At 63.4% G+C, this 13,538-nt stretch carries 10 protein-coding genes and 1 pseudogene; 6 read left to right on the top strand and 5 right to left on the bottom strand.

Going from position 1 to position 13,538, the window contains the following annotated elements:
* Positions 1-116 precede the first annotated feature (116 nt).
* Positions 117-1,517, top strand: coding sequence for a GntP family permease (locus QOC89_RS02965; protein ID WP_323043656.1), 1,401 nt, complete (start codon positions 117-119; stop codon positions 1,515-1,517).
* 123 nt (positions 1,518-1,640) lie between these two features.
* Here the strand turns inward: QOC89_RS02965 and QOC89_RS02960 are convergent, their stop codons facing one another.
* Positions 1,641-5,207, bottom strand: coding sequence for an ATP-binding protein (locus tag QOC89_RS02960; RefSeq protein WP_323043655.1), 3,567 nt, complete (start codon positions 5,205-5,207; stop codon positions 1,641-1,643).
* Positions 5,208-5,551: 344 nt separating this feature from the next.
* On the opposite strand from QOC89_RS02960, the pseudogene QOC89_RS02955 reads away from it, so the two are divergent.
* The 5 genes and pseudogenes from QOC89_RS02955 to QOC89_RS02935 all read left to right on the top strand — a co-directional run.
* A pseudogene (locus tag QOC89_RS02955) lies at positions 5,552-5,806 on the top strand (methyl-accepting chemotaxis protein); the annotation flags it as partial.
* A gap of 541 nt (positions 5,807-6,347) precedes the next feature.
* Positions 6,348-6,599 carry a hypothetical protein gene (locus tag QOC89_RS02950; protein WP_007178686.1) on the top strand — a complete coding sequence of 84 codons (252 nt, stop codon included), beginning with the start codon at positions 6,348-6,350 and terminating at the stop codon, positions 6,597-6,599.
* Positions 6,600-6,951: 352 nt separating this feature from the next.
* Positions 6,952-7,944 carry a DedA family protein/thiosulfate sulfurtransferase GlpE gene (locus QOC89_RS02945; protein ID WP_323043654.1) on the top strand — a complete coding sequence of 331 codons (993 nt, stop codon included), beginning with the start codon at positions 6,952-6,954 and terminating at the stop codon, positions 7,942-7,944.
* A 93-nt stretch (positions 7,945-8,037) separates the two neighbouring features.
* Positions 8,038-9,750: an FAD-dependent oxidoreductase gene (locus QOC89_RS02940; protein WP_323043653.1), complete on the top strand. Its 1,713-nt coding sequence runs from the start codon at positions 8,038-8,040 to the stop codon at positions 9,748-9,750.
* A gap of 70 nt (positions 9,751-9,820) precedes the next feature.
* The gene (locus QOC89_RS02935; protein ID WP_323043657.1) at positions 9,821-11,044 is read left to right on the top strand and encodes a winged helix-turn-helix domain-containing protein; all 1,224 of its coding nucleotides are present in this window, start codon (positions 9,821-9,823) and stop codon (positions 11,042-11,044) included.
* Positions 11,045-11,123: 79 nt separating this feature from the next.
* Here the strand turns inward: QOC89_RS02935 and QOC89_RS02930 are convergent, their stop codons facing one another.
* The 4 genes from QOC89_RS02930 to QOC89_RS02915 form a co-directional block, all read right to left on the bottom strand.
* Entirely contained in the window at positions 11,124-11,723 is a 600-nt protein-coding gene (locus tag QOC89_RS02930; protein WP_323043652.1) for a LysE family translocator, read from the bottom strand.
* Between the two features lie 115 nt (positions 11,724-11,838).
* A complete protein-coding gene (locus QOC89_RS02925; RefSeq protein ID WP_179739730.1) occupies positions 11,839-12,096 on the bottom strand; it encodes a hypothetical protein in 258 nt (85 codons plus the stop codon).
* An 862-nt stretch (positions 12,097-12,958) separates the two neighbouring features.
* A complete protein-coding gene (locus QOC89_RS02920; RefSeq protein ID WP_323043651.1) occupies positions 12,959-13,195 on the bottom strand; it encodes a hypothetical protein in 237 nt (78 codons plus the stop codon).
* Positions 13,196-13,203: 8 nt separating this feature from the next.
* The coding region (locus tag QOC89_RS02915) for a hypothetical protein (RefSeq protein ID WP_323043650.1) at positions 13,204-13,538 on the bottom strand (335 nt) is incomplete at its 5' end.

The following is a 13,538-nucleotide window of genomic DNA, read 5'->3' as shown; positions in this document are numbered from 1 at the left end:
GGAATCAACCGGCAGGCCGCTGCGGCGCGCGTGGCACGGAATCTGCATTTGCGGGCGCCGGGCCGTCGCCCCATCGGGACGGCGTACACCTAGAACTATCAAGCTTTGGAGACTCAATGTCCTTTGTCATCGTCCTCGCCGCGCTGGCGTTTCTGATGTTTGCCGCGTATCGCGGCTATAGCGTCATTCTGTTCGCACCGATCGCCGCCCTCGGCGCGGTGCTGCTCACCGATCCGGGCGCCGTCGCGCCGGTGTTCTCCGGCATCTTCATGGAGAAGATGGTCGGCTTCGTCAAACTTTATTTCCCGGTGTTTCTGCTCGGCGCGGTATTCGGCAAGGTCATCGAACTGTCCGGCTTCTCGGAGTCGATCGTTGCCGCGGCCATCCGTTATATCGGCCGTTCACGGGCGAATGCGGTGATCGTCGCGGTGTGCGCGCTGCTCACCTATGGCGGCGTATCGTTGTTCGTGGTGGTGTTCGCGGTGTATCCGTTCGCCGCCGAGCTGTACCGCCAGAGCAATATTCCGAAACGCCTGATGCCGGGTGCGATCGCGCTCGGCGCGTTCTCGTTCACGATGGATTCGCTGCCGGGCACGCCGCAGATCCAGAACATCATCCCGACCACCTTCTTCAAGACGACCTCGTGGGCCGCTCCCGCGCTGGGCGTGATCGGCTCGCTGTTCATTATCGTGGTTGGCCTTACGTATCTGGAATGGCGCCGCCGCGCCGCGATGGCGACCGGCGAAGGCTACGGCACGGATCTCGTCAACGAACCGGAACGCGTCGAATCGAAGCACCTGCCGCATCCGCTGCTCGCGGTCGCGCCGCTGGTGCTGGTCGGCGTGGCGAACTTCCTGCTGACCCGCTGGATTCCGGACTGGTACGGCGCGTCGTACACCATCGCACCGGACATCCTGCCGGGCATCCATGCACCGGTCACGACGACGATCAAAAGCGTCGTCGCGATCTGGGCCGTTGAGGGCGCGTTGCTGCTCGGTATCGTGATGGTCGTGGTGACGGCGTTCGGCCGCGTGCGCGAACGTTTCGCGGTCGGCACCAAGGCTGCCGTGGCCGGCGCATTGCTGGCTTCGTTGAATACGGCGTCGGAATATGGTTTCGGCGGCGTAATCGCGGCTTTGCCGGGCTTCCTGGTGGTCAGCGATGCGCTGAAGAGCATTCCGAATCCGCTCGTCAACGCGGCCGTGTCGGTGAGCTCGCTGGCGGGTATTACGGGTTCGGCATCGGGTGGCATGAGCATCGCGCTCGCGGCCATGTCCGACACGTTCATCAAGGGCGCGGAAGCCGCGCACATTCCGATGGAAGTGCTGCACCGGGTCGTCGCCATGGCGAGCGGCGGCATGGACACGTTGCCGCATAACGGCGCGGTGATCACGTTGCTGGCGGTGACGGGTTTGACGCACCGTCAATCGTACCGCGATATTTTCGCGGTGACGGTCATCAAGACGCTGGCGGTTTTCTTTGTGATCGCGGTGTATTACATGACGGGGCTGGTTTAACTTTGCCGCTTTGAAAGGCGGCTGATGTAGAACCGGGCGCGCCGGCACATCGGGGCGCCCTTGTCGCCGTAGACGCGGAGCAAGCAGTGTGTGTGAGGCGACCCACCGCCGCGGTGAAGCGCCTCAATGCATCGACGCTTCATCGAACCCGAACTGATCGCCGATCGCCTCGTGCAACGAGATCGCGCGTTCGTCCATTTCCGTGGTCCAACTTTCGCTGTTCTCACATAGCCGCTGAAGCTCACGGCATTGCTGCGCGAACTGCCGCTCCTGCACCACGAGGAACGCGCCGGCGGCGCTATGCGCCCAGCCGCCCAATGCCTTCCGGTCCTCCTGCTCGACAATCGCCATGAGCCTCGGCAAATCGTTTTGCAAATGCTCTTTCAGCATGGCTGTGTAGCGCGTCTTGTCGTCCGCGCTGAGCGGGTTGGCTGGATCAGCGGTAGTGCCGGCCGTTGCCGAGATCGTCGAGATTGCCGAAGCAACCGGCGCGCTCGCCGTCGACGTCGACATCTCGGCCCGTGCCGACATCACCGCGAGCAGCGCCGTCTCCAACTCACCCAGCGACGCCGGCTTCGCCACATAGCCGGTAAAGCCGCGCTCGAGCCAGCCTTCCTGCTGCTGATTGTCCGTGACCGCGCTAAAGGCCAGTACCGGCAAGTCCGCATGCGCCTTGCGCAATGCCGCCAGCAATCCGTAGCCATCCATGATCGGCATGTGGATATCGGTCAGCACGACCTCGAAGTGTCCCTGCTCGAATGCCGCCAGCGCCTGGCGCCCGTCGCCGGCGATCGTCGGCAGGCAGCCGAGCGCGTCGAGCTGCTCGACGATCAGGGTCTGGATCAGCGGATTATCTTCGGCGACGAGAACCATCAGGCCCTGCAGCGCCGGATTCGCAACCGGCGGCGGTGCCCCGGCAAGCTCGCCGGCGAACGCCTCCGCGCTATCGGCAGCCACCCCGCCCTCGGCCGCAAGTTCGATGGCGGAGAGGATCGCCGTGCGGCTGAATTCAGTGGCTTCGAGCACGCCCTCGCCCCGCGCCGCGGGACGATGCGGCCCGGTTCGCGTGATCCACGCGGCGCCGACCGGATGGGCCGCGCGTAATTCCGCAATGGCGTCGAGACTGTACTCACCGGTGATCAGCATTGCCTGCGGCCGGTTCACGCGCAACCAGGCGAGCGCGCTGCGCGTCGACGTCACCGTGTGGGCCGACCAGCCCGCGCGCTGCAACCAGCCGTCGAGCAATTGTCCTGACTCACGCTCCTGACACAACACCAGCACGCTGCCACGGCGCGCCGGCTCGACGGCCGGCACCCGCAGCTCATCGGGCGGCAACGCAAGCGGTATCGAAGCGCTGAACGCACTGCCCACCCCGAGCACGCTTTCGACGGAGATATGCCCGCCCATCAATTCGCACAGCCGCGCGCAGATCGACAGACCCAGACCGGTGCCGCCATAGCGGCTCGAGGTGCTCGCCTCGCCCTGCTCGAACGGATTGAAAATGCGCGCCACCAGCGCCTGATCCATGCCGATGCCCGAATCGCAGACCCGGCAGGTCAAAATCGGGCGGCCTTGCAGATCGTCCTTCACGTGGGCACTCAACGTGATCTTGCCGCACGACGTGAACTTGAACGCGTTGCTCAACAGGTTGTTGACGATCTGCGCGATGCGCGTGCGATCGCCGCGCAAGATCTGGTCGAGCGTCGGCGAGAGGTGCGAATAGAAGCGGATCGCGCGATCCGCCCTCATGGGCGCGTAGGACAGCGCGATATTTTCGAAGTCGTCGATTGGCCGGAACGACTCGGTCATGAGCCGCATCTCGCCGGCGTCGATCTTCGAAAAGTCGAGAATGTCGTTGACGATGCGGCGTAGCGCGCCGGCCGCCACCTCCAGCGTGGCGAGCCGTTGCGTGTGCGCTTCGAGGCCCGGCGTTCGCGCGAACAGTTCCAGGTTGCCGAGCAGCGCGTTCAACGGGGTGCGGATTTCGTGGCTCATCGAAGCGAAGAAATTCGAACGCGCCCGCATCATGCTCTCGGAGGTTTGCTGTGCGAGCCGCAGTTGCTGTTCGAGCGCATGCTGCGCGGTCACGTCGAGAATCGCACAGAACAACACGTCCTCTTGGGCATAACGCGCGGCGGCGTAGGTGAACTGCAGGAACTGCGCGGGCGCCGCTTCGCCCTGGTCGGGCTGCGCTTGCGTGACCGGTTGGGTTGCAGCTGGCGTGACCGGTTGCAATAAATGCGACTGCGACGGCAACGCTCGTGCAGGCGCGACGAAACCGGCCACCTTCGCAAACGCCGTCAGCGAAGGCTTGTCCGGCGCCTGCGCCGAGAACTCTGCAACGATGTGCGGCGGCAGGCGGTTGCTGCCCGCTTCGATATGCAACAACTCGTTAGCCAGCGCGTTGGCGGTGAGGATCGAAAAATCGCTTTGCCGGACGATGCATAAACCGATCGGCGTCGCGCTGACGAGAATGTGATTGATGGTTTCGCTTTCCAGCGCGCGCGTCGTTTCGGCGAACGTCTTGTGTAACAGACGCAGCCCCCATAAACGAGCGGTGAGCGCGATGGCTCCCAGTACGAGCAAGGCAAGGCCGGCGAGCGTTACCAGTTGCCAGCGCAGCACCCAGACCAATGCCCGCCACGGCAGGTAACCCACCAGCGAGCCGAAGTCCGGCGCGAGCGGCTCGACCAGCACCGCGCCATGGCGGGTGTAGCGATACCCGTCGGCGGGCATATCGGCGACGAGGTTGCGCAGCATTTGCGACGTGCCCGCGTCGACCGGCGGCGACGACACCATCACGCGACGGTCTGGCGTCGTGATCAACAGCGTCCCGTCGGCCGCCGGCCGGGTGAAATAGTCGGGCAGCGTGCTGACCGGGATGCTGGCCGCGATGAGCGTGACCGGCGTGTCCCCCGAGTAGTAGGCGCTCACGGCGATGATCACGGGGATGCCTTGCAGCGGGTCGCGATAGGGACCGAGCCATATCCGTTCGCCTTTGCCCGGCACGCGCTTGCCGGTCCGAGCCTGCAATTGACGCTCGATCTCATCGCGCAGCGTGCCGATCGTTGCGGGTTGCAGCAGCAGCGCGTCGGCGCCCGGCGCATCGGCGCCCGCTGCGGTGCCCGGCGCGTCGGCGGCGGGGAGCATGACCGCGTAGTCTTCGTTCAGTCCGATCAGCATCGCGCGTTGTCGCAGAGCGAAGGCCTGCTCGGTCGCCAGCGTCGAGACGCCGGTCTGGTATAGACGCCAGAGTCGGGTGTTCAGCTGCGGCCCCCACGCTGCCCGGGTCGCGTCGCCAACCAGCAGATCGATATGCACGCCGCCCGTCTCCAGACGACTGCGTGCCGCGCCCGTTTTCTGGACCGATTCCGCCATGCCCTCGGGCAGCGGCAACTGACCTTCGAAAGCGTTGTAGTACGCGAGCGTCAGTTCCGCACGCGCCAGAAATGCCTGCTCGCGATGCAGCAGCGCTCTGATATCGGCGGCATTCACCGTGGCTAAGGCGCGCCGGTAGTCCAGCTGTTTGGCCGCGCCGAGCACCGCGAGAAGCAGCGTGAAGATCACCACGATCAGCATCAGCGAGCCGATCGTCGCGAGATACAGGCGTTGTTGACGCTTCGCGCTTTTTGCGAGCGAAGCGAACGCGTGGGCCAAAGACTCCTGAGTCCGGTCGAGGATCTTCTGCATTGGTCACTTGAGTAGCGAATTCGCGCAGGCAGACCGCTGCGTATGTCAGGGTGACGAGATGCGTCTGCAGGCCTTATCCGGCGCAGTGTAACGCTTTTGAAGGCGCGGCGGCACGCCATCCGGCACCGTTTTCCACGGCGATTCGGCACGCATGAAATAACCTTGTATTAACGGCTCGGCACCGGATAAACCTGAGCGGTTTACTGGGAAACCCCCAAGCCCGCGGGGTTAATGCCGTTATTCCCTGCATCGCCGTAAGGACCGTGCGGACGCGCGTTCGCACTTGCAAGGAAAGCCATGCGCAACAACCAGTCTGTCACCGGGCACGAGTACGAATTCCCTTCGTCACAGATGCTTGTTTCCGCATTGCGGGCGTCATCGACGGGATCGCTTTCCAGACCAATATCCTCGCGCTGAATGCCGCCGTCGAAGCGGCGCGCGCGGGCGAAGCGGGCCGCTCGATCGCGGTGGTCGCGGGCAAGGTGCGGATGCTCGCGCAACGCTGCGCGGCGTCGTCGAAGGAAATCAAATCGGTGGTCGAGGCGAGTGCGACCGAAGCGGCGCTCGGCACCGAACTGGTGGCACGCACCACCTCGCAGACCGCCTGCTCGACCGGCGCGGCGTTCTGCTGCGTGGCGCGGTCGAGCCGGAAGATTTGACATTGATCTGATAGATCGGCGTTACTCCCACCTCGACAGCCCGGACTTGGCGCATCACGATGCAAGCGTCAGCGCCCAATAAGTTGCAAGGGCAGGCTGACCCGAGTAACAACGGCGTTTAGCGGCCCGTCCTCTCCGAGGGCGGGCTATTTTTTTGCCGAGGGTTTCGCGCGTCGCGCCTGGCCGTAACCCAAGCGCTTGTCAGCGCCGTGACAGCAGGGGAGACAACCGTTGCACCGCCACGGGGCACGAAAAATGCAGCCGACAGCGGCGGGAGCCGCGTTAAACTGGTTGTCACAGTCGGGCGTCACGGCCCACCTCGAGCGGCGCGCCTCGCCAGCGATTGGCCAACACGGCGCAGCGGCGCTCCCGCAAACAGACAGGTCAACGGGCAGGCAACGTGGTGTGAGCCTCGCGCGACACGCGGTGCGACAACTGCCCGTACAATGGTTCGATCAACAACGGAAGAAGGACAACTTCGATGCGCACTACCGGGTCCTCCGGGTCAATGGCCCTGCTCACCGAATACGACGACGCAACGGCGCGCGAACTCCGCTCGCTGCGCCTCGAATCGACAGAAGACGGCAAAGGCATTCTTCTGATCGAGGTCGACGAGCGCAAGCCAGGCATTCACCGCGAAGTGCGCTACGAAATCACGCCTGCCGAACTGATTGCGGCGATTCGCGCGCATGGCGCCGAGTTGCCGGGCGAACAGCACAATCATCGTCAGTAAAGCTGCCGCGCCCGGCATTGCGCTTACGCACGAATGTCGGGCGCAGTTTCTACACCATCCGCTCCTGTTTAGGCACTGCAGGATTTCCTACGCGAATCTATAGGGCATTATTAGGCACCCGCTTTTCGGCACCGGCTTGCCGCGCACGCTCGGTCCATTTCGCTTTGTTTCATTTGCGCTTCTAATCCGCGTTTTTAACCGTTGGGACAGGCCGGAGACGCGCTTTTAAGTTCGCGATTGCGGACCCGTTTTCTCGGCGTTTGCACGTCTTGAAAATGCGTCCATAATCCTTGCATTCTCCTTTGCTTTTCCCTACCTGCGCCGTTCCCGAAAGGGCGACGGATGTAAGCCGATGCTACATGACCTTGTCGAGCAATATGGACCGGCGCTCGTCTTCGTGAACGTGCTGGCCGCTTCACTCGGGCTGCCGGTACCCGCGATGCCGTCGCTCGTGCTGTTTGGCGCGATGGCGGCCATGCATCCCGGCTCGGTGGGCACGCAATTGTTGCCGGTTCTGATCCTGTCGATATTCGCCACGCTGATCGGCGACAGCGCCTGGTATCTTGCCGGCCGTATGTATGGCGGCAATACGTTGAAAACGATCTGCCGTCTTTCGTTGTCGCGCGATACCTGTGTAAAAAAAACCGAACGCTTTTTCGGCCGCTGGGGCGTGCGCGTGCTGGCCGTGGCGAAGTTCGTGCCGGGCCTGTCGATTGTGTCGATTCCAATGGCCGGCGCCATGGGCACGCGCTACCGCACGTTTCTCACTTACGACAGCATCGGCGCCGCTTTGTGGTCGGGGACCGGTTTGATCATCGGTGCGCTGTTCGCCCGGCAAATCGACATGCTGTTCGCCGTGGCCGGACGCCTCGGGCGCACGGCCGCACTGGTGGCCGTCGCGTTGCTGTTGCTGTATGCGGCCTATCGCTGGATTCGCCGGCGCCAGCTGATCGCCAAGCTCGCGACCCAGCGGATCGAAGTCGACGAACTGGCGGCGCTGGTCGCGGCCGGCAAAACGCCGGTACTGTTCGATATCCGCTCGCAGGAAAAGCGCGTGCTCGATCCGTTCGTGATTCCGGGCTCGCAATTCGCAGACGAGCGTCAACTCGACGAGATCGTCGCGACGTACCCGCACGATCAGAAGGTGGTGATTTACTGTTCATGCCCGAACGAAATATCCGCGGCATGGATGGCCAAACAGTTGAGTGAGGCCGGCTTCGCCGACGTGCTGCCGTTACGCGGCGGCATGGAAGCCTGGCGCGACTCGGGCAAGACGGTGGACGCGCTGCCCGATGTGCCGCCGCCCGACGTGGCGGTCGACGATATCGCGCCCAAGGCCGTTTAGCGCGGCAGCGCATCCCTATCGGCGCCCTCGCGCGCCCGCGCCGCTTCGCCACCCGTGTCGATCATTCAGGATAAACACAGAAGGAGCGGTTCAATGCTGTCGACTCAAGAAGTAGAAGGGCAACAAGCCGTCGTCGCGGACGCGCCGTTTTCGTCGCTCGCGACGCGCATGCACCAGATGTTCCCCGAACTCACGTGCGCGGAAATCGATCGTCTGCGCCGGTTCGGCGACGTAGGTCACTGGCAAGCCGGTGAGTTGCTGTTCGAGACCGGCCACACCGGTCCCGGCATGTTCGTGTTGTTGAATGGACGCGTGAAGGTTTATCAGCGCGATGGCATCGGGCGCGAAGTTGTGATCGCGGAACATGGCGCCGGGCATTTTCTCGCCGAAGTCGGTCAGTTGTCCGGACGGCCCGCGTTGGTCAACGGCATGGCGGTCGGCGCGGTCGACGCGTTGCTGATTCCGCCGGCCAAGCTGCGCGCATTGATCGTCGCCGAGGCCGAACTGGGCGAGCGCATCATGCGCGCGCTGATCCTGCGGCGCGTGTCGCTGATCGAAAAGGGCGCTGGCGGCCCGATCCTGATCGGCAACAGCAACGACTCGCGGCTCGTCATGCTGCAAGGCTTCCTGTCGCGCAATGGCCATCCTCATTCCGTCATCGACGAACGCGACGAGGACGCGCTGCGTCTGATCGAGCAATTCGCCGCGCAGAAAGAAGACATGCCGCTGGTGATCTGCCCCGACGGTTCCGTGCTGCGTCATCCGAGCATGCCGGAACTCGCTACCTGCCTCGGCTTGCTGCCCGATCTCGACGATTCGCATGTGTACGACGTCGCGATCGTCGGCGCGGGGCCGGCCGGCCTCGCCACGGCGGTGTATGCGGCGTCCGAAGGCCTGTCGGTCATCGTGCTCGACAGTCGCGCGCCGGGCGGCCAGGCGGGCGCCAGTTCGCGGATCGAGAACTATCTCGGCTTTCCGACGGGGATCTCCGGCCAGGCGCTGGCGGGCCGCGCGTTCGTGCAGGCGCAGAAATTCGGCGCGCACGTGGCGATTCCGGTCAACGTCAAGGCACTGCATTGCGCGGCCTCGCCTTACCGGCTGGAACTCAAGTGCGGCGGCCATATCACCGCCCGCACCATCGTGATCGCGAGCGGCGCGGTCTATCGGCGCCCCGCGCTCGAAGGACTCGACCGTTTCGACGGGCGCGGCGTCTACTACTGGGCGTCGCCGGTCGAGGCCAAGCTGTGCAAACGCCAGGAGATCGTGCTGGTAGGCGGCGGCAATTCGGCCGGCCAGGCGATCGTCTATCTGGCGACGCACGCGGCCAAGGTCCACGTGCTGATCCGCCGAAGCGGCTTTGAAGCCACCATGTCGCGCTATCTGATCGACCGCATCCGCTCGTTGCCGAATGTATTCGTGCATCCGCATTCGGAAGTGGGCCAGCTGGAGGCGGACGAAATCGGGCTGGCGTCGGTCTTGTTGAAGAAGCCGCTGCCGGATGGCACCCCGCGCCTCGACACGCGGCATCTGTTCCTTTTCACCGGCGCGGATCCGAACACCGACTGGCTGCGCACCTGTGGCGTGGAACTGGACGACAAGGGCTTCGTGCTGACCGGCACCAGCGCGGACGGAATCTCCGTCTGCGATCTCGCGACGACGGTCGAAGGCGTGTATGCGATCGGCGACGCGCGCGCCGGCTCGACGAAGCGGGTTGCGGCGGCAGTGGGAGAAGGTGCCGCGGTGGTTGCGCAGATCCATCAGCTGCTGGCTGTTTCGGCGGGCGAAGCGGTTGCTTTGGGTGCCTGAGCGGCCTCGCTCGAAGGCGCCCGGGGCTATCGCGGGCACTCATTACCCAGCGCCCGTGACCGACGACCGCGTGAAGACGCTTCCGCTATCCGCCGCCCGCACCTTGCATCTGGCCGCGCAAGGTTTGCTGACACCGCCGCGCCGCAAGGCCGTCAAAACCGACGTGCTCGACGCGATCCGCGGGATGGCGCAGTTGCAGATCGACACGATCCACGTCGTTGCGCGCAGTCCGTATCTCGTGCTGTTCAGCCGCCTCGGCGCGTATCCGCAGCAATGGCTCGACGAGCATCTCGCCGAAGGCAAGCTGTTCGAATACTGGTCGCACGAAGCCTGTTTTGTCCCGACCGAAGACTATGGCCTGCTGCGCCACCGCATGCTCGACCCGAGCGGCATGGGCTGGAAATACGCGGCAGAGTGGCACGACAAGCATTGCAAGGAGATCGATAAACTGCTCGCGCATATCCGGGCAACGGGCCCCGTGCGTTCAGCGGATTTCGCCCGCGAGGCGGGCAAAGGCAACGGCTGGTGGGACTGGAAGCCGGAGAAACGCCATCTGGAAGTGCTGTTCGCCATCGGACAATTGATGGTGGCTGAGCGGCGCAATTTTCATCGCGTCTACGATCTGACCGAACGCGTGCTGCCGGACTGGGACGACGCGCGCGATCTGCCGCCGCGGGAAACGGTCCTCGAGGCGGCGTTACGCCGTACCTGCCGCGCGCTTGGCGTCGTGCGCGCCGATTGGGTCGCCGATTATTACCGGCTGCCGCGCCGTCCCTATCGCGACGAACTGCGTGCGCTCGCCGACCAGGGTGAGCTGATCCCGGTGCAAGTGGAAGGCTGGAAGCAGGACACCTTCGTCCATCATGAATTCGCGCCGATGATCGACGACGCGGCAAGCGGCAAGCTCGCTTCGACCGTCACCACGGTGCTATCGCCGTTCGATCCAGTGGTATGGGACCGCAAGCGCGCCGCCGCGCTATTCGACTTCGACTACGCGATCGAATGCTATACACCTGCGGCAAAGCGCAAATACGGCTACTTCGTGTTGCCGCTGTTGAGCCGGGGGCGTTTTGTCGGCCGCGTGGATGCGAAAGCGCATCGGACCCACGGCGTATTCGAATTGAAATCGCTGCATATCGAACCCGGTGTGCGGCTCAGTGCGAGGCTGGCGGGCGATCTGCGCCGCGCCTTGCAACGCTGCGCGGACTGGCACGGCACACCGCAACTGGAGATCACCGCGGGGCCGCCCGAGTGGCTGGATGCGTTGACGGCGGATAACACCGCGCAAGCATGAGTGCGAGCTTCAGTGCCCTACGCGCCTGAATAACCGTGAGCGGCCAATGTGGTGGGCGAGGCCTGCGGTAGCGACGCCCTCAATGCAACGCCGCCCATGCAAGCGACAAGGAAAACACGCCCAGCACGATCGACGCGCCGCGCTGTATCTTCACCGGATTCAACCAGCCGAGTCTGCCGCTGCCGAGCGCCGCGCCGAACGCGATCCACGCCAGCGCGATCGGCACCAGCAGGCTGGCGAACATCAGCATCGCGGTGGCATACGCGGACACCTGAGCGAACGCGACAGCGGGAAAGATGGTACTGGCGAACAACAAGCCTTTCGGGTTGAGCAGCGTCGCCACGAATAGCGTGCGCATGCCGATTGGGCGTTGCGTCGAATCGGGCAAGGCCACCGCCGCGCGCCACATGTCGACGGCGAGATACGCGATGTACACACCGGCCGCCACACGCAGCAGCGACGGCAGCCACGGCAACGCGCGCGCGGCTTGCACAAGAAAATGTCCCCACACTGAAATCGACACGAGATAGCCGGCCAGTTCGGCGGCGATCAGCGGCCAGGAAAGCCGCACGCCCTGGCGCAAACCGGCCGCCGCCAGCAGCGTATTGGTGGGACCCGGCGTAATCAGCACGACGATGATGCCGACAGCCAGTAACGCGATAGCGGACGGGGAGAGCATAAAAAGGCGCAATGTTGGAAACAATGCGCCTTTTTATCACAGAGAGCCGCACCGCCGAAATGCGGCGGCGAATGCGTTGCGAACCACGCTGCCCGGAGGCAGCGCGTAACCGTTTTCAGTGGTCGAGCTTCGCGCGCAATTCGCGGGCGGCTTCCAGCAGTCCCTCGTAACCCGAGCGCGCGTGTTCCGGCAGATCGGGATCGCCGACGAACGCGCCGAGCGTTTCGATCAGGCTATACAGAATGCCCTTTGCGGCACCCGACGCAATGCTGCCGGACGATACCTGCTGATCCACGTGACTGAGCGCCGCATCGAGGTGTTCCAGCTCGGGGCGGTCGCCCGCGGGCGGCTTGGGCGTTACGTCTTGCGTCATGAAGCGTCTCTCCATTGCAGCGGTGAACAAAGCCATCCTTTCATGTTGTTATATACCGATCGTGCGCCGGCGTCCACGCTGCTATTTGCTTTTAACCCTCAAGCGATAAGCACATCGTCGCGCGCCGGCGAGCGCATGCCCCTCGCGCTCAATCGATCCATCCTCGCCGACGATCTCCGCGAACAGTTGCAACTCCGTGCGGCAAAACCCCTGGCAGGTGCGCGCCGCCGCGCAGGCTTGAATTTTTGCTCGACTGGCGTGTCACCTAACCGAGCGCCTGCTGATTGTCGTCGACGATGGTCCGGTAGCAACTGTCGCTGTCGTCCATCTTCTGGAAGGCACGTGTGACCGGTGTATTGGCGCGCGCCATTGCCGGCTGTATCGTGCCTTCCTTTCGAACAATCGTTTTGGGGCTTTTGAACCGGAGGTGGCTTAGGGACGATCCGCAGTGTGGTCCAGTCGGGCCGCTGCAAATCTCCGCCTTCCCATCGGACGAGTTCCATTTCGTAGAGCCTGTTTGCGGCATCGGCAAACAAAAGCACATCGACATTCGTGCCATCGAGGTCGGACATTGCGCCCTCGAATGGATACAGCCCCTGCCCTCCAGAAGTAGGACGGTAATAACCTTCAAGGTGAAAACATATGATTGACCGATCGGGCAAGGTTGCCTGCACCTCCTGTGCGACGTTGCTTTCTACAACTGCGGGGTCCAAACCTTCCGCTTTGAGCCGCGACTCCCATGCGGGGCGCGAGCAATGAACCGCACCCCAAAAGTTGAACGTTCGTCCATGCTTTTGGGGTGCAGTTCACAGTCACACTTTTTTGTGCCGACGAGACGAACGTCAATCGGCCCCCCACTGCGTTATTGCTCGGTGAACATGGCTTTCTTGATCTCCTGCAGCGCGGTAATCAAATCGTCTAACGGCACTTGCCCAACCATCGCACCGTTCGGTTCAGGGCCGCCTAGTTCTGCCACAAGATTTTCTATGCCATTTTCCTGATTGACTCTGACCACCGGGTATCTGTCCAACAAGATTTCAAGCGTCAGCTTTTCATACTCGTCCATGGCTGACGACCAGACAATTTCAAGCTTGCTCATCGTAACTCCTAGTTCCTTCGCGGGTTTAGCACACCGCTGAACTGACCATCACTGTTCCATCTTGCTCCCGTTCCATCCGCAGCGCGGTATTCGACACCGCCACGGCCAAGCGACACTTTTTCCGTCGTTGGGTTTTGCAACAGATCACGCAGCCAAGCTTCCGTTGTCGCGTTCTTCGCGTCGATATTCCCTGTCAAAGGCGGATAGTATCCCGGTTCGCGCGGAGAATGCTTGTCCCATGCGCGAGACAGTTTGGAAAGTCCTGAACCGTTCTGCGCCAGAGTCAGGCCGCTAAACGCCGCTGTACGCCAGGTGCCGGCTGACCAGTTGAACGTTACAGGCT

Origin of the sequence: Paraburkholderia sp., from assembly GCF_034668105.1 — a bacterium.
Classification (GTDB): domain Bacteria; phylum Pseudomonadota; class Gammaproteobacteria; order Burkholderiales; family Burkholderiaceae; genus Paraburkholderia.
The sequence above is the reverse complement of the archived record's forward strand: the minus strand, read 5'-3'. Positions and strand labels throughout refer to the sequence as shown.